This window comes from Streptomyces sp. CA-249302 (assembly GCF_050936785.1).
In the GTDB taxonomy this organism is placed as follows: Bacteria; Actinomycetota; Actinomycetes; order Streptomycetales; family Streptomycetaceae; genus Streptomyces.
The window spans coordinates 8,714,496-8,738,379 of sequence record NZ_JBNJMG010000001.1 but is presented as its reverse complement, the minus strand read 5'-3'; the positions used below and the strand labels follow the sequence as shown (position 1 = coordinate 8,738,379).

Annotated in this window: 18 protein-coding genes; 11 read left to right on the top strand and 7 right to left on the bottom strand. The window is 71.1% G+C overall.

The window, feature by feature from the left end:
- Positions 1–73: 73 nt before the first annotated feature.
- The 3 genes from ACQEWB_RS39415 (at position 74) to ACQEWB_RS39405 (ending at position 4,902) form a co-directional block, all read left to right on the top strand.
- Complete coding sequence (locus ACQEWB_RS39415; protein WP_432839868.1) at positions 74–928, top strand: response regulator transcription factor; 855 nt, start codon at positions 74–76, stop codon at positions 926–928.
- A gap of 156 nt (positions 929–1,084) precedes the next feature.
- Complete coding sequence (locus ACQEWB_RS39410; RefSeq protein ID WP_432839866.1) at positions 1,085–3,907, top strand: helix-turn-helix transcriptional regulator; 2,823 nt, start codon at positions 1,085–1,087, stop codon at positions 3,905–3,907.
- 203 nt (positions 3,908–4,110) lie between these two features.
- Complete coding sequence (locus ACQEWB_RS39405; protein ID WP_432839864.1) at positions 4,111–4,902, top strand: S1 family peptidase; 792 nt, start codon at positions 4,111–4,113, stop codon at positions 4,900–4,902.
- A gap of 103 nt (positions 4,903–5,005) precedes the next feature.
- Here ACQEWB_RS39405 and dmpI read toward each other — a convergent pair whose 3' ends face one another.
- Entirely contained in the window at positions 5,006–5,188 is a 183-nt protein-coding gene (gene dmpI / locus ACQEWB_RS39400) for a 4-oxalocrotonate tautomerase DmpI (RefSeq protein WP_030940445.1), read from the bottom strand.
- Between the two features lie 92 nt (positions 5,189–5,280).
- Positions 5,281–6,144: a LysR substrate-binding domain-containing protein gene (locus ACQEWB_RS39395; protein ID WP_432839861.1), complete on the bottom strand. Its 864-nt coding sequence runs from the start codon at positions 6,142–6,144 to the stop codon at positions 5,281–5,283.
- Between the two features lie 68 nt (positions 6,145–6,212).
- On the opposite strand from ACQEWB_RS39395, the gene ACQEWB_RS39390 reads away from it, so the two are divergent.
- Positions 6,213–6,860, top strand: coding sequence for a LysE family translocator (locus ACQEWB_RS39390; protein WP_432839859.1), 648 nt, complete (start codon positions 6,213–6,215; stop codon positions 6,858–6,860).
- Positions 6,861–6,887: 27 nt separating this feature from the next.
- Here ACQEWB_RS39390 and ACQEWB_RS39385 read toward each other — a convergent pair whose 3' ends face one another.
- Complete coding sequence (locus ACQEWB_RS39385; protein WP_432839857.1) at positions 6,888–8,150, bottom strand: winged helix DNA-binding domain-containing protein; 1,263 nt, start codon at positions 8,148–8,150, stop codon at positions 6,888–6,890.
- A 144-nt stretch (positions 8,151–8,294) separates the two neighbouring features.
- Here ACQEWB_RS39385 and ACQEWB_RS39380 point away from each other — a divergent pair, with 144 nt between their 5' ends.
- The 5 genes from ACQEWB_RS39380 (at position 8,295) to ACQEWB_RS39360 (ending at position 15,311) form a co-directional block, all read left to right on the top strand.
- Positions 8,295–9,455 (top strand): CorA family divalent cation transporter, encoded by a 1,161-nt coding sequence (locus ACQEWB_RS39380; protein WP_432839855.1) that lies wholly within the window; start codon positions 8,295–8,297, stop codon positions 9,453–9,455.
- 446 nt (positions 9,456–9,901) lie between these two features.
- Entirely contained in the window at positions 9,902–11,167 is a 1,266-nt protein-coding gene (locus ACQEWB_RS39375) for an extracellular solute-binding protein (protein WP_432839853.1), read from the top strand.
- A 98-nt stretch (positions 11,168–11,265) separates the two neighbouring features.
- The gene (locus ACQEWB_RS39370; RefSeq protein WP_432844235.1) at positions 11,266–12,117 is read left to right on the top strand and encodes a carbohydrate ABC transporter permease; all 852 of its coding nucleotides are present in this window, start codon (positions 11,266–11,268) and stop codon (positions 12,115–12,117) included.
- Positions 12,114–12,932: a carbohydrate ABC transporter permease gene (locus tag ACQEWB_RS39365; protein WP_432839851.1), complete on the top strand. Its 819-nt coding sequence runs from the start codon at positions 12,114–12,116 to the stop codon at positions 12,930–12,932. The genes ACQEWB_RS39370 and ACQEWB_RS39365 overlap by 4 nt, the downstream gene beginning before the upstream one ends.
- Before the next feature lie 78 nt (positions 12,933–13,010).
- Positions 13,011–15,311 (top strand): glycoside hydrolase family 3 N-terminal domain-containing protein, encoded by a 2,301-nt coding sequence (locus tag ACQEWB_RS39360; RefSeq protein ID WP_432839849.1) that lies wholly within the window; start codon positions 13,011–13,013, stop codon positions 15,309–15,311.
- On the opposite strand, the gene ACQEWB_RS39355 is transcribed toward ACQEWB_RS39360, so the two are convergent.
- The 4 genes from ACQEWB_RS39355 to ACQEWB_RS39340 all read right to left on the bottom strand — a co-directional run bounded on the left by ACQEWB_RS39355 (position 15,286) and on the right by ACQEWB_RS39340 (position 21,634).
- Positions 15,286–16,317: a LacI family DNA-binding transcriptional regulator gene (locus ACQEWB_RS39355; protein WP_432839847.1), complete on the bottom strand. Its 1,032-nt coding sequence runs from the start codon at positions 16,315–16,317 to the stop codon at positions 15,286–15,288. The two genes, ACQEWB_RS39360 and ACQEWB_RS39355, sit on opposite strands and share 26 nt — an antisense overlap.
- A gap of 7 nt (positions 16,318–16,324) precedes the next feature.
- The gene (locus ACQEWB_RS39350) at positions 16,325–18,511 is read right to left on the bottom strand and encodes an RICIN domain-containing protein (RefSeq protein ID WP_432839845.1); all 2,187 of its coding nucleotides are present in this window, start codon (positions 18,509–18,511) and stop codon (positions 16,325–16,327) included.
- A 178-nt stretch (positions 18,512–18,689) separates the two neighbouring features.
- A complete protein-coding gene (locus tag ACQEWB_RS39345; RefSeq protein ID WP_432839843.1) occupies positions 18,690–20,666 on the bottom strand; it encodes an aldehyde dehydrogenase family protein in 1,977 nt (658 codons plus the stop codon).
- Positions 20,663–21,634 (bottom strand): ornithine cyclodeaminase family protein, encoded by a 972-nt coding sequence (locus ACQEWB_RS39340; protein ID WP_432839841.1) that lies wholly within the window; start codon positions 21,632–21,634, stop codon positions 20,663–20,665. Before ACQEWB_RS39340 ends, ACQEWB_RS39345 begins: the two co-directional genes overlap by 4 nt.
- A 119-nt stretch (positions 21,635–21,753) precedes the next feature.
- Here ACQEWB_RS39340 and ACQEWB_RS39335 point away from each other — a divergent pair, with 119 nt between their 5' ends.
- Together ACQEWB_RS39335 and ACQEWB_RS39330 are read left to right on the top strand one after the other, a co-directional pair.
- Positions 21,754–22,476, top strand: a complete 723-nt coding sequence (locus ACQEWB_RS39335) for a GntR family transcriptional regulator (RefSeq protein ID WP_432839839.1) — start codon at positions 21,754–21,756, stop codon at positions 22,474–22,476.
- 143 nt (positions 22,477–22,619) lie between these two features.
- Positions 22,620–23,828, top strand: a complete 1,209-nt coding sequence (locus ACQEWB_RS39330; protein ID WP_432839837.1) for a helix-turn-helix domain-containing protein — start codon at positions 22,620–22,622, stop codon at positions 23,826–23,828.
- The last annotated feature ends 56 nt before the right edge of the window (positions 23,829–23,884 follow it).

Here is a 23,884-nt window from a genome sequence, read left to right as displayed (position 1 = left end):
ACCCCCGAACGGGGGTGCGTCGTGGGAAAGGGGCCCCGAACAGGGGATCCCACTGCGGGGAAAGGTTGAGCAGGTGACAGCAGACGCGGCCGGGGCGGTCGAGATACGCAGTGCGCTGGTACGGCTGCGGCGCACCACGGGGCTCCCGGTCGCCTTCGGCGGCCTGGTGGAGCCGGGCAGCCGGCACGTGCGGATCAGCGAGCTCAACGGCAACGCCACCCCCGCGCTCAGCGGCCTCCCGGTGACCTCCGGCAACGGCCTCGGCGGCCGGGCGGTCGCCCTCGCCCGCCCGTGCGCGGTGACCGACTACTCCTCGTCGCGGCAGATCAGCCACGAGTACGACATCCCGGTCGCGACCGAGGGGCTCCGCTCGATCCTGGCGGTCCCGGTGGTGGTACGGCGCCGGGTGCGCGGTGTCCTGTACGGCGCCCTGCGCACACCCCAGCCGCTGGGCGACCGCACCCTGGACGCGGCGATGGAGGCGGCGCGGGACGTCGAGCAGACGCTGGCCGTGCAGGACCAGGTGCGGGGGCTGCTCGGGCAGGCGATCCGTACCGAGTCGGCCCGCGACCCCGGCACAGGCGCCGTCTGGGAGCAGGTGCGCGAGGCCCACGCGGCGCTGCGCGCACTGGCCCCGCGGATCGCCGACCCGGCGCTGCGTGCGGAACTCCTCGACGCCTGTGAGCTGCTGACACCGGGGGTGGCGGCGCCCCTCGCCCCGCGTCCGTCCGGGGTCCGGCTCACCCCCCGTGAGCTGGACGTCCTGGCCTGTCTGGCGGCCGGGGCGACGAACGCCGCCGCCTCGGAGCGGCTGGGGCTGCGCCCGGAGACGGTGAAGAGCTACCTGCGTTCGGCGATGCGCAAACTGGGCGCCCACACCCGGGGCGAGGCGGTCGCCGCGGCGCGCCGGACGGGGCTGCTTCCGTAGCTCCCGGCAACCGGTTGGTCGGGTCGCTATTCATGCGGCGGGGCTTTGAATTTCCGTGTGCTGCACCATTGTTATATCCCTCACCACCCCGTCCGTCCGAATTTCAAAGAGACATTGCCTAGAATTTGGTCCGGACACGACACACGGAGGGGAGCGGTGACCGTGCGAGGGGACTTCAAGGAGCCTGCCAGATGCCGCCCCGACCTGGTCATCGGCCGGGAGGAGCTGATCGGTGCCGCGCGTGAGCAGCTCGCGCGCGGCGGCAGTGTGCTGCTCCACGGCCCCGCCGGAATAGGAAAGTCGACCGTCCTGCGGGCATTGGCATCCGAATATGGGACAGCCGACCGCACCGTGTTGCGCTGCTCGGCGACCGAGTCCGAATCGCACCTCCCGTTCCTGGCCCTCGCCGACCTGCTCGGCCTGGTCCTCGACGAGGTCTCCGAGAAGCTGCCCGCGGCCCAGCGCACGGCACTGGAGTCGGCGCTCACCGGACGCGAGTCCACCCTCCAGCGCGACGCCCTCGCCCTGCGCCTCGCGGTGCTGTCCGCGCTGCGCGCACTCGCCGCCGAGGGCCCCGTCCTGATCGTCGCCGACGACCTCCAGTGGCTCGACTCGGCCAGCGCCGAACTCCTCGGCTTCGCCGCCCGCCGCCTCGGCGACACCCCGGTGCAACTGCTGTGCGCGGTGCGCACGGAGGGCCAGGAGTACGACCGCCACCTACGCGCGTCACCCCCGGACACCCTCGCCGTACGGCTCGGCGCGTTCTCCCGCGCCCAGGTCTCCGTCCTGCTCGACCACCGCGGCTACACCGGCCTGCCCCGCTCCACGGTCCGCGACATCCACCGCACCAGCGCCGGCAACCCGCTCTTCGCCCTGGAGCTCGGCCGCGCCCTGGCGGAGAACCCGACCCCGCCGAGACCCGGCGAGCCCCTGCCGGTGCCGACCTCGCTGCGCGCCCTCGTCCTCAACCGTCTGGAGATGCTCTCCGCCGAGGCCCGCCGCACCCTCCTGGTGGCCAGCGCCGGCGCCCGCCCCACGGTGGCGCTGCTGCACGCGGCCGGCCGGGAGAACGCCGAGGCGGAGACGGCCCAGGCGGCCGAACTCGGGCTCCTCGCCACGGAGCCCGAGGGTCCCGCCGTACGCTTCGCGCATCCGCTGATCTCGGCCGCGCTGTACGCGGAGGCGCCCGCGCAGGAGCGGCGGGCCGCGCATGCCGCGCTGTCCACGGCCGCCTCCGACCCGATCGAGCGGGCCCGTCACCTCGCCCTCGCGACCACCGGCACCGACCCGGAGGCCGCCGCCCGGCTCGCCGAGGCCGCCGCGCTGGCCCGGGACCGCGGGGCACCCTCGGTCGCCGCGTCGCTCGGCCTGCTCGCCGCCCGGCACACCCCGGCCGACCACGACCCGGGCCCGGACGAGCGCCGGCTCCAGGCCGCCGAGGACGCGATCACCGCGGGCGAGGTGGACCTGGCCCGGGACATCGCCCGCGAGGTGCTGACCCGGGCGACCGCGCCGGCCGACCGGGTGCGGGCCTGGATGGTGGTGATCGAGGCGGCCGGGCAGGCGCTCGGCGAGGTCGACACCGTCTACCCGCAGGTGCTGGCCGACGCCGGCGACGACCCGCGGCTGCTCGCCCTGGTCCACTACCAGCTGGCCTGGCGGGCCCTGGTCGTGGAGGGCGACTTCGCCGAGGGTCGTCAGGAGGCGGCGCACGCGGCGGAGCTGGCGGCCCGGGCCGGTGACCGGCGCACCGAGCTGCTCGCGCTCTCGTTCCAGGCGCAGACCGAGATCCTGATGGGCCACCCGGAGGGTCCCGCGACCATCAAGCGCGCGCTGAAGGAACCTCAGCTCCCCGAGGTGGCCTGCCATCACAACGGCGCGGGCGCGACCCGCTTCCGCTGGCTGATCATGAGCGACCAGCTGCCCGAGGCCCGCTCCACGGTCAGCGCGCTGCTGCGCGAGGTGCGGCGGCGCGGCATGGTCGAGAGCGAGGTGCACTTCGTGCGCCTGCTGGCCGAGACCGAACTGCGCTCCGGGCACTGCGGACGCGCCCTCGACCTGGCCCGGGAGTCCATGCGGCTGGCCCGCGACTCCGGGATCGGCGAGGTGCCCTCCGCCGTGCTCGCCTCCCTCGCCGAGGCCGCGGGCGGGGACGTGGACCGGGCGCTGGCGCTCGGCCGGGAGGCGGTCGACCTGGCCGAGCAGGCCGGCGACCAGATGTACATCTCGCGAGGGCTGACCGCGCTCGGGCACGCCCAGCTGGTCGCCCGGGACGCCGAGGGGGCGGTGCACTCGCTTCGCCGGGTACGGGAGTTGGAGCACGGGCTCGGCATCAACGACCCGGCCCGCGGCCGCTGGCACGGCGACCTCGCCGAGGCCCTGGTCCGGATCGGCGAGGTCGACGAGGCGCAGGAGCTCGTCGCCGGGGCCCGGGCGCACGCGCTGCGGCTCGGCCGGGAGAGCGTGCTGGCCGTGCTCGACCGGGCCGAGGCGCTCGTACGGGCCGCGCGTGGGGAGCAGGAGGCCGCGCTCGCCCAGCTGACGTCCGTTCAGGACCGGCTGGCCAAGCTGGGATACGGCCTGGAGGAGGCGCGGGCCGCGTTCGCGCTGGCCTCGCTGCGCGGCGGCCGGTCCGGACCGACGTCGTACGACGAGGCGGCCCGGCTCTTCCGGCGGTGCCGGGCGCTGCCGTGGCTGCGGCAGGTGGAGGCGGCGGCCGCCGAGACCCCGGTGGAACCGAATGCCCCCTCCGACGCGTCGGAGGGCTCGGACGGTCTGGCGGGCCTGGAGGGTCTCGCCTCGATGGAACGTCAGGTCGCCGCGCTGGTCATGGAGGGCGCGACCAACCGGGAGATCGCGGCACGTCTGTTCATCAGCGTGAAGACCGTCGAGGCGACCCTGACACGGGTCTACCGCAAGCTCGGCATCCGCTCTCGGGTGGATATCGTCCGACTGGCGGCGGGGCGCCGTACCAAGTGAGGTCTGTCGGTCTACTGTGCGGGCGACCGAGGGTTTTCCCTGCCCAACTCCCCTAGGGGGTTCCCTCATTGGGGTGAGGGCGCACCGGGTTCTAGCTTAAGGGCGTGCCGCTCGCCCGGGCATACGGGGGTCGGTCCCGCGACCCCCGTGCACCACCCCCACACCCGCGCGACCCCCACCGGCAACCCCCACTGAGGAGACTCATGTTCGGGCTCAACCGCGCCAAGAAGACCGCCGCCGTCGTCGCGGCGACCGCTGCCGCCGCAGCCACGGCCCTGCTCAGCGCCCCCACCGCTGTCGCAGCCCCCCAGCCCATCGTCGGCGGTTCGACGACCACGACGACGTCGTACCCGTTCATGATGCAGATCACGGACGCCTCCCAGAACCAGTTCTGCGGCGGCACCCTGGTCTCGGCGACCAAGGTGGTGACGGCGGCCCACTGTATGGTCGGCGAGACCACCAGCAGCGTGAGAGTCGTCGGCGGGCGCACCTACCTGAACGGCACCAACGGCACGGTCAGCAAGGTCAGCAAGATCTGGATCAACCCGAGCTACACGGACGCCACCAACGGCGACGACGTGGCCGTCCTCACCCTCTCGACGTCGATGTCGTACACCCCGGCGTCGTACGTCTCCTCCTCCCAGACCAGCGTGTACGCGGCCGGCACCACCGCCCGCATCCTCGGCTGGGGCACCACCTCGGAGAACGGCAGCTCCTCCAACCAGCTGCGGACCGCGACCGTCCCGATCGTGTCCGACTCCAGCTGCAAGAGCTCCTACGGTTCGGACTTCATCGCGTCCGACATGGTTTGCGCCGGATACACGTCCGGCGGCGTAGACACCTGCCAGGGCGACAGCGGCGGTCCCCTGCTCATCGGGGGCGTCCTGGCAGGGATCACTTCTTGGGGCGAGGGCTGCGCGGAGGCCGGTTACCCGGGTGTCTACACCCGGCTGACCACCTTCTCCAGCCTGGTGACCGCACAGGTCAACTCGTAACCGAGAAAGGTCTCCTGAGTACCCCTCAGGTATGAGACCAGGGGGCGTTGCGGGCTACCACGAGCAGCCCGCAACGCCCCCTGTCCATGTGCGCGGAAACCCGCTACTTGTCCGCGGTGAGCTTTCCCGCGGCGCCCCAGCTGTCCGTCGGGACCTCGTGGATCCAGACCTGCACGGTCTCCGCCGGGATCCGGTACGCGTCCACGAACGCGTCGGTGATGCGCTTGACGAGGTCCCGCTTGAGCTCGGTGTCCCGGGGCCCCTGCTGGACGGTGACGATCGGCATGACTGAACTCCCTTGATCGGGGGTGCTTTTCGGTGGGTCCAGTCCATCGCTTCCGGCCTCCGCGACCAAGAAGCAGACCGCGACCGCAGCGATCAGCTCTCGTGATCGCCGCAGGCCAGGAGCAGGGTGTCCAGGTGCGGGGGCGGGGTGGCGGACACGGCGAGGCCGGTCGGGAGGGCCAGGCCCGGCGCCCGGAACGGCACGAAGGCCACCCGGGGGCTGCGCAGCACGCGCGCGTGGGAGGCGTACACCACCGTCCACAGGGGCCGGCTGCCGATGGTGGCGAGGATGTCCTGGAGGGAGCCGCTCGCCGGTCCGGGCACCGGTTCGAAGCCGGCCTCGTGACAGGCGCCGAGGACCAGGTCGACCAGGGCGGGGTTGTTGCGCCGCTCGGTGAGGGAGAGGGGCAGCCCGGCCAGCTCCTCGACGCCGATCTCGGGACGCCCGGCGAGCGGGTGGGTGGCCGGGAGGGCGACCACCAGGGGGTCGGGCCACAGCGGCAGCACCCGCACGCCCGGCACCGGCTCGACGGCCCGTACGAACGCGGCGTCCAGCTGCCCGCCCGCGACCCTGGCGAGGCGCTCGGCGACCGGGAGCGAGAACAGCTCCACCGGCACGTCCGGCGCGCGGCGGGCGAACGCGGTGAGCACCCGGTCGAGGTGTGCGCCGAGCCCCGTACTGGTCCCGATCCGCAGCCCGGCCGGCGGCGCGACGGCCGCCCGTGCCCGTTCCGCCGCGGCCAGCACGGCCCGCGCCTCGGGCAACAGCCGCTCCCCGGCACCCGTCAGCCGCACCCGCCGGGGAGTCCGGTCGAACAGTTCGGCGCCCAACTCCCGTTCCAGGCGCTGTATCTGCATGCTCACCGCGGACTGCACGATGTGCAGCCGCTCGGCCGCCCGCCCGAAGTGCAGCTCCTCGGCCACCGCCACGAAATAGCCGAGCTGCCGGAGTTCCATGGGACCGACTCTAGAGGGCGGTGGCGGACGGCTGTTTCAATGAGCGTCGCCCGACGGGAGTGATAGCCATGGTGTCCACCGACCGTTTCCTCGCCTTCGCCGCGATGTCCCTGCTGGTCATCGTGATTCCGGGGCCGAGCGTGCTGTTCGTGATCGGACGGGCGCTGGCGCACGGCCGTCGTACTGCCGTGGCGACCGCCATCGGCAATGTCTTCGGCTCGTATCTGCTGGTGGTGGCGGTGGCGGTCGGGATCGGCTCGCTGGTGGAACGGTCGGTGACCGTGTACCTGGTGGTGAAGCTGGCCGGCGCGGCCTACCTCGTCTACCTCGGCGTCCAGGCCTTCCGGCACCGCAGGCAGCTGACGGCCTCGGCGATCAGCACCCGGCCCACGCAGCCGGCGCGCGGCGACCTGCGGACCGTCCTTGACGGGGTCCTGGTCGGCCTCACCAACCCCAAGGGCGTCGTGTTCTTCGCCGCCGTGCTCCCCCAGTTCGTGAACCACTCGGCCGGCCACGCCCCCGCCCAGATGCTCCTGCTCGGCCTGATCCCCATCTCGATCGGCCTGGTCACGGACACCCTCTGGGGCCTCACCGCCTCGGCGGCCCGCACCTGGTTCGCCCGCTCAGACCGCCGCCTGTCGATGATCGGCGGGGCGGGCGGCTTCACGATGATCGGGCTGGGCCTGACGGTGGCGGTGACGGGGCGGGCGGACTGAGGGTTACGGCAGCGGCAGCTCCAGGGTCTACGGGAGCACGGTCCCGAAGCGGACGTCGTACGAGGCTCCCGGGTGCATGGTGTCGAGCATCCGCGCGCCCTCCGTCACGGCGTCCGCGCGCTGGGCCTTGGTGAGCCTGCCGAAGGGCTGGACGACGAGGGCGTCGTCGGTCAGCTTCCACACGCCGGCGAGGAAGCCGTCGACGAGGAACGTGCAGTAGGCGATGTTGCCGACCCAGCTGCGGCCCCAGTACTCGGGCGGTACGACGCGGGTGCGGTCGGCGTGGGAGAGCAGCAGGTTGTCGAACTCGGGGAGGAAGCGGGGCGGGGCCGGGGTGTCGGCGTCGGGGCGGGGCGCGTCGGGCAGGTCGAAGAGCTCGACGCCGTTCTCGTCACGGAAGGTGACCAGCTGGGGACGGAGCCGCTCGAAGGCGTCCCGCAGACGGGTCAGACCGGCCCAGGCCTGCATGTCCTTGACGGAGGCGGGACCGAAGGCGGCGAGGTAGCGGAGGACGGTGGGGTCGGGGGACGGGGCGGGTGCCGCGGGCGTCGAGGCCGGGGTGCCCGGCGTCGGAGAGGCGGCGGCTGCGGGCGTCGAGGCCGGGGCGTCCGGCGTCGGGGAGGCGGCTGCGGTGGGCGTCGAGGCCGGCGTGCCCGGCGCGGGGGCGGTCGTGGTTGGGGCGGTCGGTCGGCCTGTCCGGTTGCGGCCCAGCCAGTGTTCCGCGGTGGTGAGGGCGACCTGGCCGCTCTGTCCCCACAGGCCGCGCGGGGTGACCTGGACGAGGGGGAGTCTGCAGCGGGCGGCGATGGCGAGGGACTGGGGGTCGGCGGTCGGCCACTCAGTCAGGAGGGCCTCGCGGAGCTGCTTCATGGTGCGCGGCTCGGTCTCGACCAGCTCGCGGGCGAGGGTGGCGAGGCGGTCGAGGTCCACGCCCTCAAGTCCCTTGCGGAAGTTGGTGAGTTCGCGGTCGCGGGCGGGCTGGACCAGTGGGCGCAGGGTGAGGCAGTCGGCCGCGGTGTGGGTGTGGATGGTCGAGCGCATGGTGACGATGCGGACGACCTCGCGATCGGCCATCAGCCGGGACAGCCGCTCGGGCGCGAACCCGTCGAGACGGGCGGCGAGCGCGTAGTACGGCGGCTTGACGTTCTGCGCCTGGAGGCCGAGGAGGTGCTCGATCGCGGCCTCGGCGGTGAGCGGCGACCGCTCCAGGAGCAGCTGACGTGCGAGGGTGGCCCGGTTGAGGGCGCACGTGCCGAGAACGGGAGCCGTGGCTGCGGTCGTCTTCGTCATACCCCGCACGCTAACGAGGCTTGCGGACACATGCTGTCCGCAACTCTCACCGAATCGCGGCGCCCCGGGCCACCCCGGTGTCGTTTGCCCCGTATATCCTGCCCGGGATCACGCAGCCGCAGGTTCGACCCGGGAGGCAGCCGCATGTCCGAGCGACGCGCCCGTCCCGCCGCGAAGAGCGCCATGAGATCGGTCTGGCGCCGAGCGCTGACACCCCCGCAGCCACCCGCGCCCGACACCGCCCCGCCGAGCCCCGACCCGGAACCGGCCGAGCCCTCCGAGGTGGCCAGCGTCGTCCAGGCCGCCCTCTACAGCGACGGCGTCCGCGTCTCCTCCCCCGCCACGCTCACCGAGACCTTCCGCGAACTGCGCGAGACACCGTCCGGCATGGCCTGGATCGGCCTCGCCCGCCCCACGGAGGCCGAACTCCTCTCCCTGGCCGCCGAGTTCGACCTCCACCCGCTGTCGGTCGAGGACGCGATGGAGGCCCACCAGCGCCCGAAGCTGGAGCGTTACGGCGAGACGCTCTTCGTCGTGCTGCGCGCGGCCCGCTATCTGGACGCCCCGGAGGAGGTCGACTTCGGCGAGCTGCATGTGTTCGTCGGCCCCGACTTCGTGATCACGGTCCGGCACGGCGCGGCCCCCGACCTCTCCGCGGTCCGCCGCCGTATGGAGGAGTCACCGGAACTGCTGAAGCTGGGCCCGGAGGCGGTGCTGTACGCCATCCTCGACGCGGTGGTCGACGGTTACGCACCGGTCGTGGCCGGCGTCCAGAACGACATCGACGAGATCGAGACGGAGGTCTTCCGCGGCGACCCGGAGGTCTCCCGCCGTATCTACGAACTCTCCCGCGAAATGGTCGAGTTCCAGCGCGCCACCCGCCCCCTGGTCGGCATGCTGCACGGCCTGATCGCCGGCTTCTCCAAGTACGGCACGGACGACGAACTCCAGCGCTACCTGCGCGACGTCGCCGACCACGTCACCCACACCAGCGAACGCGTCGACGGCTTCCGCCAGGCCCTCACCGACATCCTCACGGTGAACGCGACCCTGGTGACCCAGCAACAGAACGCGGAGATGCGGGCGTTGGCGGAGGCGGGGTTCGAGCAGAACGAGGAGATCAAGCGCATCTCCTCGTGGGCCGCCATTCTCTTCGCTCCCACGCTGGTCGGGACGATCTACGGCATGAACTTCCGCAACATGCCGGAGCTGCACTGGGCACTCGGCTACCCCTTCGCCATCGCCCTGATGGCGATCGTGTGCATCAGCCTGTACGTGATCTTCAAGCGCAAGGACTGGCTCTGAGCAATCAGAAGGAAACGCGCTTCACGCCGGCCGGTCCTTCCCCGCGAGAACGAAGGCCACGCCGCCTCGCCGTGACCCTCGACATCCCGGTCGCCACCGGCGAGACGCTCCTGGGCCTCTCCCTCAGCGAACAGGCCGCCGCCCGGACCACGGCCTCGGAGGTCTTCGGCAACGTCTCCTGAACGTCCGCTCCTCCGGCCGGCCCGGGAGCCTCACGCCGGGCCGGCCTTTGCACGAAAGTCTTTCGTAACCGACGGATTTCTCCTCCTTGTCCTGGCTGTGAAGGGCGTGTCAGTGTCCCGATCCAGCAGGCAGGCCACCCGCGGTGAAATCGCCGAAAGCTTTTCGTGTGAGCGTGCCGAGAGAAAGAGAGACAGAACATGCACGGATTCCCGGCACCCGGCCGTTCAGCCGGCCACGCATTTCCCAAAGCGCGACGCGCGGGCGTGGCGGCGGTCACCGCGACGGCGGCATTGAGCCTCCTCACCGCGTGCGGAACGTCCGGGCCGTCCTCCGCCTCCTCGTCCAAGGGTCTGACGATGTGGGCGCTGACGGACCAGACAATCCTCAAGGAGTCCGTGGACGCCTACAACAAGGACCACCCGGACGAGAAGATCACCCTGCGGCTGTTCGCCAACGACGACTACAAGCAGAAGCTGCGCGTGGCCTTCGGCGCGAACCAGGCCCCGGATCTCTTCTTCAACTGGGGCGGCGGCGTCCTCGACGACTACGTCAAGGCGGGCAAGGTGTCCGCGGTCACCGACGCCCAGGTGGACCTGCTGCGGTTCACGCCCAGCGTGATGCGGAGCGCCACCTTCGACGACAGGGTCTACGGCGTCCCGGCCAACGGCCTCGCCCCCGTCGTCCTCTACTACAACAAGAAGGTCCTCAAGGCGGCGGGCGTCGAGGCTCCGAAGACTTACGCCGAACTCCTCGCCGCCGTAAAGAAGTTGAAGGGCGACGGGGTCACCCCGATGTCCCTCGCCGCGAACTCCAAGTGGCCGACGCTGATGTACCTGGAGTACCTGCTCGACCGTGAGGGCGGCTCGCAGGTGTTCGACACGATCGCCGGCGGAGACGTGTCCGGCTGGAAGGACGCAGCCGTCACCAAGGCGAACCAGGACCTCCAGGACCTGGCGAAGGCGGGCGCCTTCGGCGACAACGCCTCCTCCGTGAGCTACGACCAGGGCGCCTCCACCGCCCTGCTCTACACCGGCAAGGCCGGCATGGAGCTGATGGGCACCTGGGAGTACGCCAACATCGTCAAGGCCGCCCCGGACTTCGCCAAGAAGGACCTCGGCTACGTCGCCTTCCCGTCCCTCTCCGGCGGCAAGGGCGACCCGAAGTCCATCGTCGGCAACCCCTCCAACTTCCTGTCGCTGAACTCGAAGAGCAAGAACAAGTCGGCGGCGCTGACGTACCTGAAGAAGTACGTCATGAACAGCGACCAGATCGACGCCTACCTGTCCTCCGGAAGCGTCCCGCCGGTCAACTCGCTGGACTCGAAGCTGGCGAACGTGAAGTCGGACGACAAGAAGTGGCTGACCTTCGTCTACCAGCTGGTGCAGAACTCCCCGGACTTCACGCTCTCCTGGGACCAGGCCCTGCCCTCCGACCAGGCCGACCCTCTGCTGACCAACGTGGACAAGTCCTTCCTGCGGCAGATCAAGCCCGAGGAGTTCGGTACGAACATGAGCGAGGCGGCGCAGTAATGACCGCCGTGGTCCGTACGTCCCGTCCGGCCGCGTCCCACCGGGCGCGACCGGGCACAGCGCCCGCCCGAAGGCGCCACCGCTACAGCGGCCTGCTGATGGCCGCGCCCGCCCTGCTGCTGTTCGGCCTGTTCGGTCTGGTCCCCCTGGTCGGTGTGCTGGTGCTCAGCCTGGCCCGCTGGGACGGTCTCGGCAGCGTCGGCTGGGCCGGGCTCGGCAACTGGACCGGTGTCCTGACCGACTCCGCGACCTGGCAGGCGCTGTGGCTCACCCTCAAGGTGATGGTGGTCAGCTGGCTGGTGCAGACGCCGCTCGCGCTGGCCCTCGGGGTCTTCCAGGCCCCGCGCGGCCGACTGCGCGCGCTGTTCGCGGTGCTCTGGTTCCTGCCGCTGCTGCTGTCCGCGGTGGCGATCGGCCTGACCTGGCAGGCGCTGCTCGATCCGTCCTTCGGCATCGGCGCGGCCCCCGGCCTGCACTGGCTGGCGAAGCCCCTGCTCGGTTCGCCCGAACTCGCCCTGTACACGGTCATCTTCGTGATCGCGTGGCAGTTCGTGCCGTTCCACGCGCTGCTCTACCAAGCCGGCCTGAGGCAGATCCCGGTATCCCTGTACGAGGCCGCCGAGATCGACGGCGCCGGACCGGTGACCCGCTTCCTGCACATCACCCTGCCGCAACTGAAGTACACCTTCGTCACCTCCAGCACGCTCATGCTGGTCGGCTCGCTCACCTACTTCGACCTGATCTACGTCCTGTCCGGCGGCACCGGAGGCCCCGGCACCGCGACCCGAGTCCTGCCGCTCGCCATGTACATCACCGGCTTCCAGGCCCATGACATGGGCCGCGCCAGCGCGATGGCCACGCTGCTGGTCGTCTTCGGCCTCGGGCTGTCGCTGCTCACCACCCGCCTGTCCGGCTTCACCCGGATGGACAGCCAGCAGGAGGGCATGTGAACATCGCGCGCCGGACCCTGACCGGCGGTGCCGCCCTGCTGTGGACCGCGCTGGTCGTCGTACCCCTGTACTGGGTGCTGGTGACCAGCCTCCGCGGCCGTACGGACTTCACCACCGCCGACCCGCTGGCCCTCCCGGGCCACCCCACCCTGGACAACTACAAGACGGTCCTCGACGGCGACTTCACGACCTACCTGGTCAACAGCGTGATCGTCACCGCCGCGACCGTCGCGGTGACCCTGGCCGTGGCGCTGATGGCCGCGTTCTCGATCGTCCGGTACGCGAACCGCTGGTCCCGGCTCACCTTCCGGCTGTATCTGCTCGGGCTGGCGATCCCGTTGCAGGCCGTGATCATCCCGGTGTACCTGCTGATCATCCGGATGAACATGTACGACAGCCTGCTCGCGATCGTGCTGCCCTCGGCGGCGTTCGCGCTGCCGGTGACGGTGATGATCCTGGTCAGCTTCCTGCGGGACGTGCCGCGTTCGCTGTTCGAGGCGATGGTCGTGGACGGTGCGGGCGACTGGCGGATGCTGTTCTCGCTCGCGGCGCCGATGGCCCGTCCCGCGCTGGTGACGGTCGCGGTGTACGACGGACTCCAGGTCTGGAACGGCTTCCTCTTCCCGCTGATCCTCACCCAGAGCGGCGACAAGGCCGTCCTGCCGCTCGCGCTGACCCTGTTCCGGGGGCAGTTCGGCATCGACGTGCCCGCGACCATGGCCGCGGTGGTGCTATCCACCCTTCCCATGCTGGTGGTGTTCGTCCTCGCCAGGCGGCAGTTGGTCGCCGGACTGACCGCCGGATTCTCCAAGTAGCTCCTCGCCGCAGGGAGTAGGCCGACGCGCCACGAGAGCGTCGGCCCTCCTCGGCATGCCCCAGAACGGAGTCGTGCGTTGACGACCACCCTGCCCGGCCAGACCGGCCTCACCCCCGCACACCCCTGGACCGACCCGAGCCTGCCCGTCGACGAACGCGTCGAGGCGCTGCTCGCCCGCCTCTCCCTGGAGGAGAAGGTCGCCCAACTGAGCAGCACCTGGGACGACATCGAGGCCGACGGCCCCGAAGTGGCCCCGGGCAGCAACCACTTCGGCAGAGTCGGTGACCTGGACCAGGTCGCCCGGCACGGCCTGGGACAGCTGACCCGCCCGTACGGCACCCTCCCCCGGCCCGCGCTGGAGCACGCCCGCCTCCTCGCCGAACGGCAACGGCAGGTCATGGCGCAGAGCCGGTTCGGCATCCCGGCCATGGCCCACGACGAGTGCCTGACCGGCTTCACCGCGTACGGTGCCACCATCTACCCCACCTCCCTGGCCATGGCGGCCACCTTCGACCCGGCCCTGATCCGCCGGGTCGGCGCGGCCATCGGCACCGACATGGCCGAGGCCGGCGTCCACCAGGGCCTCGCCCCGGTCGTCGACGTCATCCGCGACTACCGGTGGGGACGCTGCGAGGAGACATACGGCGAAGACCCGTATCTGGTCGGCGAGATGGGCGAGGCGTATGTCAACGGGCTCCAGAGTGCAGGGGTGTTCGCGACCCTCAAGCACTTCGCCGGGTACTCCGCCTCGATGGGCGGTCGCAACCACGCGCCCGTGGGCATCGGCCGCCGCGAGCTGTACGACGTGATCCTGCCGCCGTTCGAGCGCGTCGTCGCCGCCGGGGTGGGGTCTGTCATGAACTCGTACGCCGAGATCGACGGCGAGGCCCCCGCCGCGAGCCGCTGGCTGCTGACCGAAGTGCTGCGCGAACAGTGGGGCTTCGAGGGCACCGTCGTATCCGACTACTGGTCGCTGCCCTTTCTGGTGAACGCGCACCGGGTAGCCGCCGACCTGCCGGACGCCGGGGCGCTGGCGCTCAGGGCGGGCCTGGACGTGGAGCTGCCCGACCAGCGCGGCTTCGGCGACGCGCTGGTCGAGGCCGTACGCGAAGGACGGGCGACCGAGGCCGACGTCGACCGGGCGGTGCGCCGGGTGCTGCGCCAGAAGGTCGCGCTCGGGCTGCTGGACGCCGACTGGGATCCCGAGCCGCCCGCCCTGCGCGCGGGCGAACTCGACCTGGACAAGCCAGCCAGCCGTCAACTGGCGCACGCCGTCGCCCAGTCCAGCGCCGTGCTTCTGTCGAACGACGGCGGGCTGCCTCTCCCCGCCACCGGCCGGATCGCCCTGATCGGGCCGTGCGCCGACGACGTACGCACCATGTTCGGCTGCTACAGCTTCCCCAACCACGTCCTCGCCGACCGCGACGACCTCGGCAACGGTGTCGAGGCGGCGCCCCTGAGGGAGGCGCTCGCCGCCGAACTGCCGGGTGTGGAATGGGAGTTCGCGCCAGGCTGCCCGATCCGGGACGAGGACGCGTCGGGCATACCTGCCGCCGTGGAGGCGAGCCACCGGGCCGACCTGACCGTCCTGGTCGTCGGCGACAAGGCGGGTATGTTCGGGGTCGGTACCTCCGGCGAGGGCTGCGACGTGGAGGATCTGCGGCTGCCCGGAGTGCAGGAGGAGCTGGTCGAGGCGGTGCTGGCGGGTGGGAAGCCGGTCGTTCTCGTGGTCAACAGCGGGCGGCCGTACGCCGTGGGGCGGTTCGCGGCCGGTACGGCGGCCATGGTGCAGGTGTTCCTGCCCGGCGAGGAGGGCGGTCGTGCGGTCGCCGAACTCCTCTCCGGTGCCGCGAACTTCAGCGGCAAACTGCCGGTGCAGATCCCCAACTCCCCCGCCGGGCAGCCGTACACCTATCTCCACCCGCCGCTGGGCGACCGGCAGAGCTGGCTCTCCAACCTCGACCCGACGCCCGCCTTCCCCTTCGGGCACGGGCTGTCGTACACGACGTTCTCCGTGGACGGTCTGCGCCTGGACCGTGAACAAGTGCCCACGGACGGGGAGTTCGAGGTCTTCGTCCGGGTGCGGAACACCGGTGCCGTACGCGGTGCCGAGACCGTCCAGCTCTACTTCACCGACCCCGTCGCCCAGGTCACCCGGCCGGTGCGGGCGCTACTCGCCTTCACCAAGGTCGAGTTGGAGCCCGGCGAGGAGACGATCGTGCGGTTCGCGGTGCACACCGACCGGTTCGCCTTCACCGGGGTTGAGGGGCATCGGATCGTGGAGCCGGGCGAGATCCTGCTCCACGCGGGCTCGTCCAGCGGGGACACTCCCAACGAGGCCGTGCTGCGGCTCACCGGCGGACAGCGGAACCTGTAGAGGTCCGCAGCACCAGTTCCGTCGCCAGTTCGATGCGCGGCGAGGCCGGCGGGCGGCCCTCGGCCACCTGGAGCAGAATCCGGGTGGCCTCGCGGCCCAGCTCCTCGAAGGGCTGGCGCACCGCGCTCAGCGGCGGGCTGGCCATCGCCGCCACCAGGGTGTCGTCGAAGGACATCACCGCGAGGTCGTCCGGCACGCGCAGTCCGTGCTGCCGGGCGGCCTCCAGCACGCCCAGGGCCTGGGCGTCGCTGGCCGCGAAGACGGCCGTGGGCGGCTGTGCACCCCGCAGGATCTTGAGGGTGGCGGCGAGCGCCTCGTCGTAGTCGAAGTCGGTGGAGCGGACGATCGCGGAGTCGTAGTCGATGCCCGCCTCTTCCAGCGCGGCACGGTAGCCGTGCAGGCGGGCCGCCCCGGCCAGGGAGTGGGAGCGACCCGCGACCATGCCGATCCGGGTGTGGCCGAGGCCGAGCAGATGCTGTACCGCGTCCCTGGCCCCGCTCCAGTTCGTGACGCCGATGCTCGGGATGTCCGAGGACGGCGCGCTGAGTGGGTCCACCAGCACCACCGGCAGCTTCTGCTCGACGATCCGCCGCTGGTCCTCCTCGGAGAGCATCGAGATCACGATGACCAGGCCGGTGGCACCGAGGGTCACGCACTCCTGGAGCCACTGGGAGATGGAGCGGCGACTGGTGGTGCCGGTGACCACGTCGACTCCCAGTTCGCCCGCCGCCTCCACGATGCCGCGGACCACCTCCAGGGTGTAGGGGCCCGACAGGTCCCGGAAGACGGTGATGATCTGCCTGGGCGCCTCGGCCTCCCGCTCCCAGGAGCGGACGTACCCGTACCGGGCCAGGAGTTCCTCGACCCTGGCCCGGGTGGTGGCGCCGACGTCGCGGCGCCGGTGGACGACCTTGGACACGGTGCTGAGCGAGACGCCGACCTCCTGGGCGATGCTCGTCAGCAGTCCGTACTGCGCGTCCAGCTGTCCCTTGTCCTGAACGGTCACCGTGCGATTATCCCCGGGTCCATCCCTGCGTGGCATTGCCCAGGGGGGTCCAGAGCTGGAGCTTGGACCCGTTGGCCGTACCCCAGCCGGTGACGTCGAGGGCGAGACCGTTGGAGCGGTTGGCGATGGTCCCGTCGACGCGGAACCACCACTGCTGGCTGGTCTTGCCGTTGCAGGCCCACAGGATGACCTTGGTGCCCGCGGTGGTGCCGTCGCCGTCCGCGGCCAGGCACTTGCCGGAGACCCGGAGCTCGCCCGCGGTGGTCTGGGTGATCGTCTGGTTGGCGTTGCCGGAGCAGGTGTAGATCTGCACCTGGACGCCGGTGCTGCCGTTCGGCACGTCGAGGCACTTGCCGGAGTAGGTGCCCTTCAGGGTGAAGGTGGCGTCCGTCGGCAGGGGGTCCTGGACCGGCAGCCACTCCTGGGAGCCGTCGGTCGTGGCGGCCTGAAGGGTGACGGCGCCGCCGGCGGTCGCGCCCGTCGCGTAGAGGCTGGTGTTCCGGACCGAGCGCAGCTTGTAGTAGCCGTCGGTCGTGGCGACCATGGTCCACTGCTTGTCGGTGGCGCCGTCGTCGACCCACTGGGTGAGCTGCTGCCCGGCCGTGGCACTGCCGGTCCATATGGCCATCGCACGTCCGCCGGCCTTGTTGAGCAGGGTGACGTCGGAACCCTTCGCCGTGAGGTGCCAGCGCTGGGTGAGATCCGTGGAACTCGCGGCGGCGGTGACGAGGTCGGCGGTGTTCCCGGTGAGGTTGGCGTCCTGCGTCTTGCCGCCGGACGGGCTCAGGACCTGGCCGGTCAGCCGGTTGACGAGGCTGTAGTAGGCGCCGTCGGAGCGGCCGAGGTCGACCTCGGCGTACTTCACGGGACCGACGCTGGTGCCGCTCCAGGAGGCCTGGAGGATCAGGACGCGGCCGGTGCCGTCGACGTACTGGAGGTGGCGGCTGTACCCGGCCGCGACCGGTGTCTGGTACTGCTTCCAGGTGCCGGTGCTGAGCCCCGACTCGTTCACCCACACACTCCCGCTGCCGGACGCGTTGTAGACGATCCGCCCGTCGGGCATGGGGAGGAGGACCGGGCTGCCGCCGGTGGAGAGGGTGCTGCCGCCCGAGGGCACGGGCAGCGAGGTGATCGCTCCGTCGGTTCCGGCGTAGAACTTCAGTGGATCGTCGGCGATCCGGTAGCGGACGTTCGTGCCGCCGCCCCAGTACTCGTACGTCATCAGCCACTTGCCGTCGGTCGTCGGGGCGACCGTGGTCATGCCGGGACGGCCGCCGCCGATCTCCGTCTTTCCGCTTCCCATGCTCACGGTCGAGCCCGGGACGTCGACGACCGGGCTGCTCCAGGACGTGCCGCTGGTGCCGTTCCACGTGCGGTGCACAAGGATCTGGCCGCCGGAGTCCGTCGCCGTGTCGTTGGCGGAGTCGAGGGTCGGGACGCCGCTGGAGGTGTCGTAACCGGTGTAGTCGTTCTCGTCGGAGTAGTAGGCGATCAACTGTCCGTTGTGGGCGAGCAGATGCGGCTCCCAGACCGGGTCGACCTGCTTGTTCGTGTTGGCCGTCGAGGTGCGGCCGATGCTGCCCGCGCTGCCGCCCTGCCAGCTGCCGGCCGCGATGATGTTCTTGAAGCTCCAGGTCGCGCCGTCATCGGTGCTCGCGTAGAGGGCCAGCGCCACGTCCTTGCGGTCGCCGTCACTGGTCGGCGTCCAGGACGAGTTCGCGGCCTTCTGCTCCTCGTAGTAGTAGTCGTCGCCCGAGACGACGCTCGCCAGCAGCAGGGTGCCCGCGCTCAGGGAGCCGACGTCCTGCGGGAGCACGTAGAGGTAGGGGTTGGTCCAGTTGCTCGTGTACTTCGCGTACGACGAGTCGCTGGAGAGGTAGGCGGGGGCCTTGACGTCGGTCAGCTTCGACCAGGTCGTGCCGTCGTCGTCGCTCTTGTAGACGGGCAGCGTCTGACCCACCGGGGCACTCTCGCTGTCCTCGAAGGTCGCCACGAGCCGGCCGCTCGGCAGCTGGGCCGACTTCGGGTAGAGGACGCACGGGCTCTTGTTGCAGGCGGCCGAATTCGTCGCCGTATAAAGGTTGGTGGAGCTCGGCTGATATGCCGACGCGGTGGATATGGAAGCGACGGCGAATGCCACGCCGATGCCTGTGGCTGTCGCCGCGGCGAGAGCCCTTCTTGCCCATGTGTACATGATTCCGGAAACCCTTTCGCGCCCCGCGACGCAGGGAATGGAAAGGCGGCTCAAGGTGCCCTGCGGCGGCTGGAGTCAGTATTGGGACGCGGTCCCGTCATGTCACTGGGACGTTTCCGAAAGTGTTTCGCGAGCCTGACCGGCCCGGGAGTTGACACGTTCTCCCGGGCCGGTCCGCTCAGGCCGGGTTGCGGCCGATGAAGAACTCGCGGAACGGGTCCATGCTCGGTTCGAGTCCGGCGTCGATCAGGCCCTTGCGGAGGGCGTTCATCTGGGCGTCGTGGATGCGCTGGGTGGGCTGGCGGAGCGGGCCGCCGTTGTAGCCCTGGAGCCAGCCCTGGAACTTCCACGCCTGCCGGTTGATGAAGGCACCGCCGTGCAGGGCCGGGGCGAGGCCCGCCTTGATCTTGCGGGCGGGGTGGAGCTGCCAGTAGACGTCCGTGGCCTCGTCGTGCCTGCCCTCGCGGAGGAGTTGGAAGACGCGCGGGATCATCGGGCCGTAGTACTCGTGGTCGCTGGTCGCGGAGAACCGCAACGGCATCACCTGGGCCAGCGGGATCAACTCGCCCTCGATCGGCATGGAGATGACCACCTCGTCGCCGAACTGGCGGTGGCACTCGATGACGCTCTGGATGCCCGGGAAGCCGCCCTCGGCCTTGATGGCGACGATGTTGGGGCAGTCGTCGATCAGGCGCCGGATGAGGCGGACGGGGATGTCGGAGGGGTGGATGCGGGGGCTGAAGCCCCACAGGAACATGGGGAAGAGCATGACCGCGAGGTTCGTCGCGTCGCAGACGGCCTTGGTGTAGTCGTAGATGTCCTGTTCCGACTCGGGGTAGAAGTTCGGCGGGTAGGACAGCAGGACCAGTTCGGCGCCGGCGTCCTCGGCTCCGCGTACGGCCTCGATGTTCTGCGCCAGGGTGCTCCAACTGCCGTGGTGCACAAGAAGGAAGCGGTCGCCCGCCTCGTCTTTGACGATCCGCAGGAAGTCGAGGTACTCGGGGAGCTGGATCGCGACCTCCGAGACACCGAGGGTGCCCATGAAGCCGTGCTCGATGGCGAGGCTGGTGTCGTGGCGGATCGCCTTCTCGTTGATGTGCCTCAGGTCGCCGGTGAAGGACGGGATCGTGCAGTTGACGACACCGACGAGGTTCTCGCGTGCCCAGTCGCGGGCTTCGGTGCGGGTGTAGCGGGCCATGGCCGCTCCTTTCAGTGGGCGCCTTCCCAGGCGGGTCAGTGGGCGCCTTCGCAGGCGAGGTACTTGAGTTCGAGGTACTCCTCGATGCCGTGGACCGAGCCCTCGCGGCTGATGCCGGACTGCTTGACGCCGCCGAACGGGGCGACCTCGTTCGAGATCAGGCGGTGTTGACGCCGACCATGCCCGCTTCCAGAGCGGCGCCGACCCGCCAGATGCGCTCGGCGTCGCGGGCGAACAGGTAGGCGGTGACGCCGGTGAGGACGGTCGGCTCGTAGCAGGGGCCGCTGATCGGCCGTCACCGACGACCAGTGCGGCCACCCGCACGGCGAGCTTCGCGGCGAACTCCTCGTAGACGCCGTCCTGTACGACCGTCGCCGCCGACTGGGCGAGCAGGAGTCTGCCGACCTCGGTGGAGCCGGTGAAGGTCGCTTTGCGGACCAGGGGGTTGGCGGTCAGTTCGGGGCCGATCTCGCGCGGGTCGCCGGTGACCACCTTGAACACCCCGGCGGGCTCCTTGAGGACGACGATCCGCCGGGACGCCTCGGGAGCCGCCATGACGTCCCCGCGCACCCGCCTGGCCTCCTCGGCGAACCACTCCAGGAAAGAGGCCGCGTAGGCGACTTCGCCGAGCGCTTCGGCGTACGGCTTGCCTTCCTCCAGGACGATCAGCCGGGCGAGGTCGCGCGCGTGCTCGGTGACGAGGTCGTACCAGCGGCGCAGGATCCGGGAGCGCTCCTTTGCCGCGCGTGCCCGCCACGCCGGGAGCGCCCGGTGTGCCGCCTCGATCGCCGCCGCGGTCTGCGCGCGGTCCAACAGGGGTGGTTCGGCGAGGAGTACGCCGGTGGAGGGGTTGCGTACGGCGAAGGTGGCGCCGGACTTCACCCAGGTGCCGTTCACGTAGGCGGCGTTCTTCAGCAGGGACGGGTCGTCGAGTCGACCGGGCGCAGGGGTGCTCACTTCGCTACCGGGCAGACGGTGACCGGCAAGGTGGTGCCGAGGGACAGTTCGGCCGCGCGCCGGGCGCACATCGCGGCGACCGCGAGGTCCTGGACGGCCGAGCCGACGGACTTGTAGACCACGACGGCGTCGGCATCCGGTGGGCTCACTCGGCCGGAGACGACGTCGGCGAGCGCCACCAGCTTCCCGGCGAAGTCGATGCCCGCCTCCTTGGCCGCGATCAAGTCCCCCGTCTCATGGGCCACTTCATGGACCATGTCCGCGACGATCAGCTCGGCGTTCCGGATCACCTCGGTGTCCAGTTCGCGCTGCTCGGGCAGGGTGGAGCCGATCGAGACGACCGTGGTACCCGGCGGCACCTCGCGCAGGGTCGGGCTCTCGTCCCGGGACCGGGCCGCGCACAGCACCAGCCGGGCGCCTTCGACGGCGGCGGATGCGCTGTCGGCGGTGTGCAACGGCGGCCCCAGAGAGCCGAGTTGTTCCGTGAACCGGGTGCGGCTTGCCGGGTTCGGGCTGTGGACGGTGACCGAGGAGAGCTCGCGTATCGCCGCCAGCGCGCGGACGTGATGCTGCGCCTCGAAGCCGGAGCCGATCACCGCGACCCGCAGCGGGCCGACGGGAGCGAGCGCGTCGGCGGCCAGCGCCGAGGTGGCCGCCGTACGGAACCCGGTGATCGAGTTGCCGTCCAGGAGCGTGCGCAGTTCGACGGTCTCCTGGTCGAAGAGCGGGATCAGATACGAGGCGCGTCGGTTGCGGGGCGAGGCGGCGATCAGCTTGGCGCCCATCGGCGAGCCGTCGCCCGGTACCCCGCTGAGGGTGCGCAGCCACAGCCCTTCTCCCCTGGCCATGGTGCGGGGTGGGAACCGGGCCTCGTCCGGTGGTGCGGCGTAGGCGGAGCGCAGGGCCGCGATGGCTTCCCGCCAGTCGAAGACGGCTCGGACGTCGGCGTCGGTAAGGAAGGTGGTCACGGCGGCACCTCAGATGGTCCAGAAATCCAATGTGCTGGACATTGAACATTGGATATTCTGTACAGACAAGACGGTCCGGCTAAGTTGTTCGCGACCGAAGACGAAGAACGAAGGGGCGGATGAACGACATGCCCAGCATCCAGCGACGCGCTGCCGACCTGGTGTTCGAGCACCTCCAGGAGCGCATCGTCTCCGGCGAACTGGCCCCCGGGGACCGGCTCGATCCCACCGAGATCGCCGCGAGCCTGGGCGTGAGCCGGACCCCGGTCCGCGAGGCCCTGCTCCAGCTGGACAGCGCCGGACTGGTACAGCGCCTGCCCTACCGGGGTGTGGTGGTGGCCGAACTCGACGTCCGGCTCGCGGAGGAGGTGGCCGCGCTCCGCATCCACCTGGAGACGCTGGCCGTCCGTATCGCCGTACCGAGACTGCTGGACGAGGACTTGGCGGCCATGCGGGAGGCGCACGAGCGGCTCGGTGCGGCGCTCGCCGGCGACCACACGCAGCGGGACTTCAACGAGCTCAACCGCCGCTTCCACATGGCCCTTTACCGGCGGGCCGAGTCCCCGGTGCTGCTGCGCGAGATCGAGAGCCTGGCCGGTCAGGCCGAACGTATCCGCATGCACTTCGACCTGCGCCACGGCCCGGCCGAACAGCACCACGCGATCATTCTGGACGCGTGCGAGCGACGGGACACGGAGGCGGTGGCCGTGGCCACCCTCGACCACATCCTGACCGCGCACCGGCTGATGATGGGCGCGGAGTACGTGATGCAGCCCGATTCAGCGCTGGCCGCGGTGCTGGCCGCCGCGGGGGTGACGGACCTGTCCGGCACGGCCCCGTAGAGAACCTTTGGCGGTTGGCGCGCCGGACGGAACGGAATTCGCCCTTCCAGTCGTCTCACTCAGGACTCCCGCACCCCGGCAGACGACATCCCCCCACCGAAACTCCCCCCGCCGAACGGCGTTTCGGGCGAAAGGCGCACCCCGTGGCCAGACCCACCCCGCACCGCTCACCGGGGCACCTCCCGGCCACCTCGGTTCCGCCCGCTCTCCTCGAGCGGCTGCGGGACGAACTCCCTTCCGTGGCCGCCGAGGTGGAGGCCGAGGTCCAGAGACAGGTACCCGAGTACGCACAGACCGGGAGCTCCGTCGACGACCGGCTGCGTACCGGGGTGGTGCAGGCGCTGACCCTCTTCGTCGACCATGTCGCCGATCCGCCGGGCCGGGGTGACGCGATCGCGGCGACGTACTACGAACTGGGGTGGCACACCGCGCTGGCCGGGCGGAGCCTGGAAGCGCTGCAATCCGCGCTGCGGGTCGGCGGCATGCACGCCTGGCGGTGCCTGGGCCGTACCGCTGAGGGGCTAGGACTGGACTCGGCCGTCATGGCGGCGTTGGGCGAGTTGGCGTTCCAGACCGTCCACGAGGTCGCGGAGGCGGCGGCAGCCGGATTCGGGGAGGCCCGGCTGCGCGACTCCGACGAGTTGGAGCGCCGTCGCCGTCGCCTGCTCGATCTCCTGCTCGGCGAGCAGCCCGCGTCCCCGGACGCCGTGCGGGAGCTGGCGCACGGCGCGCGCTGGGCCGTACCGGAGCAGGTCGCCGTCGTGGTGCTCGCGGCCGGTTCGGACGGTTGCGGCGACGAGCTGCCGCCGACGCCGGTGGGTGCCCTCGCCGACCTGGACGCGCGACCGCCGCGGTTGCTGCTTCCCGACCCCGACGGCTCCGGGCGCTTCGGCGACCGGGCGCTCACGCTGGCATTGCGCGGCCGCCCGGCGGCGATGGGCCCGACCGTGCCGCTCGCCGAAGCCGCGCTGTCGCTGCGCTGGGCGTCCCGCGCGCTGCGTCTCGTGGAGCGCGGTGTCCTGCCCCGGCAGCAGTTGGTGCGCAGCGCCGACCATCTCCCGGTCCTCCTGCTGCACGGCGACGAACAGCTCCTGGCGCTGCTGGCTGCGCGTGCCCTCGAACCGCTGGAGGCGATCGCGGAGCCACACCGCACCCGGCTGCACGAGACGCTGCTGGTCTGGCTGCTCAGCGGGTCGAGCGTGCCTGACACGGCGGCGCGGCTGCACGTCCACCCGCAGACCGTCCGTTACCGGCTGCGGCAGCTGGAGAAGCTCTTCGGCGACCAACTGCACGACCTGGACGGTCGGCTGGAGCTTCTGCTGGCTCTCCAGGCCGCGGTGTCGGTTGAGTGACCCGCACAAGGAGTACGTCGGCCTTTGTACCTGGATGACAAGTGAGAGCCGGGAGC

Excerpts from the sequence above, each read along its gene's own strand:
- ACQEWB_RS39370 (WP_432844235.1), top strand. The coding sequence starts at position 11,266 with ATGGCCGCGCCCGCCCTGCTGCTGTTCGGCCTGTTCGGTCTGGTCCCC.
- ACQEWB_RS39395 (WP_432839861.1), bottom strand. The coding sequence starts at position 6,144 with ATGGAACTCCGGCAGCTCGGCTATTTCGTGGCGGTGGCCGAGGAGCTG.
- dmpI (WP_030940445.1), bottom strand. The coding sequence starts at position 5,188 with ATGCCGATCGTCACCGTCCAGCAGGGGCCCCGGGACACCGAGCTCAAG.
- ACQEWB_RS39385 (WP_432839857.1), bottom strand. The coding sequence starts at position 8,150 with ATGACGAAGACGACCGCAGCCACGGCTCCCGTTCTCGGCACGTGCGCC.
- ACQEWB_RS39335 (WP_432839839.1), top strand. The coding sequence starts at position 21,754 with ATGAACGACATGCCCAGCATCCAGCGACGCGCTGCCGACCTGGTGTTC.
- ACQEWB_RS39390 (WP_432839859.1), top strand. The coding sequence starts at position 6,213 with ATGGTGTCCACCGACCGTTTCCTCGCCTTCGCCGCGATGTCCCTGCTG.
- ACQEWB_RS39350 (WP_432839845.1), bottom strand. The coding sequence starts at position 18,511 with ATGTACACATGGGCAAGAAGGGCTCTCGCCGCGGCGACAGCCACAGGC.
- ACQEWB_RS39405 (WP_432839864.1), top strand. The coding sequence starts at position 4,111 with ATGTTCGGGCTCAACCGCGCCAAGAAGACCGCCGCCGTCGTCGCGGCG.
- ACQEWB_RS39380 (WP_432839855.1), top strand. The coding sequence starts at position 8,295 with ATGTCCGAGCGACGCGCCCGTCCCGCCGCGAAGAGCGCCATGAGATCG.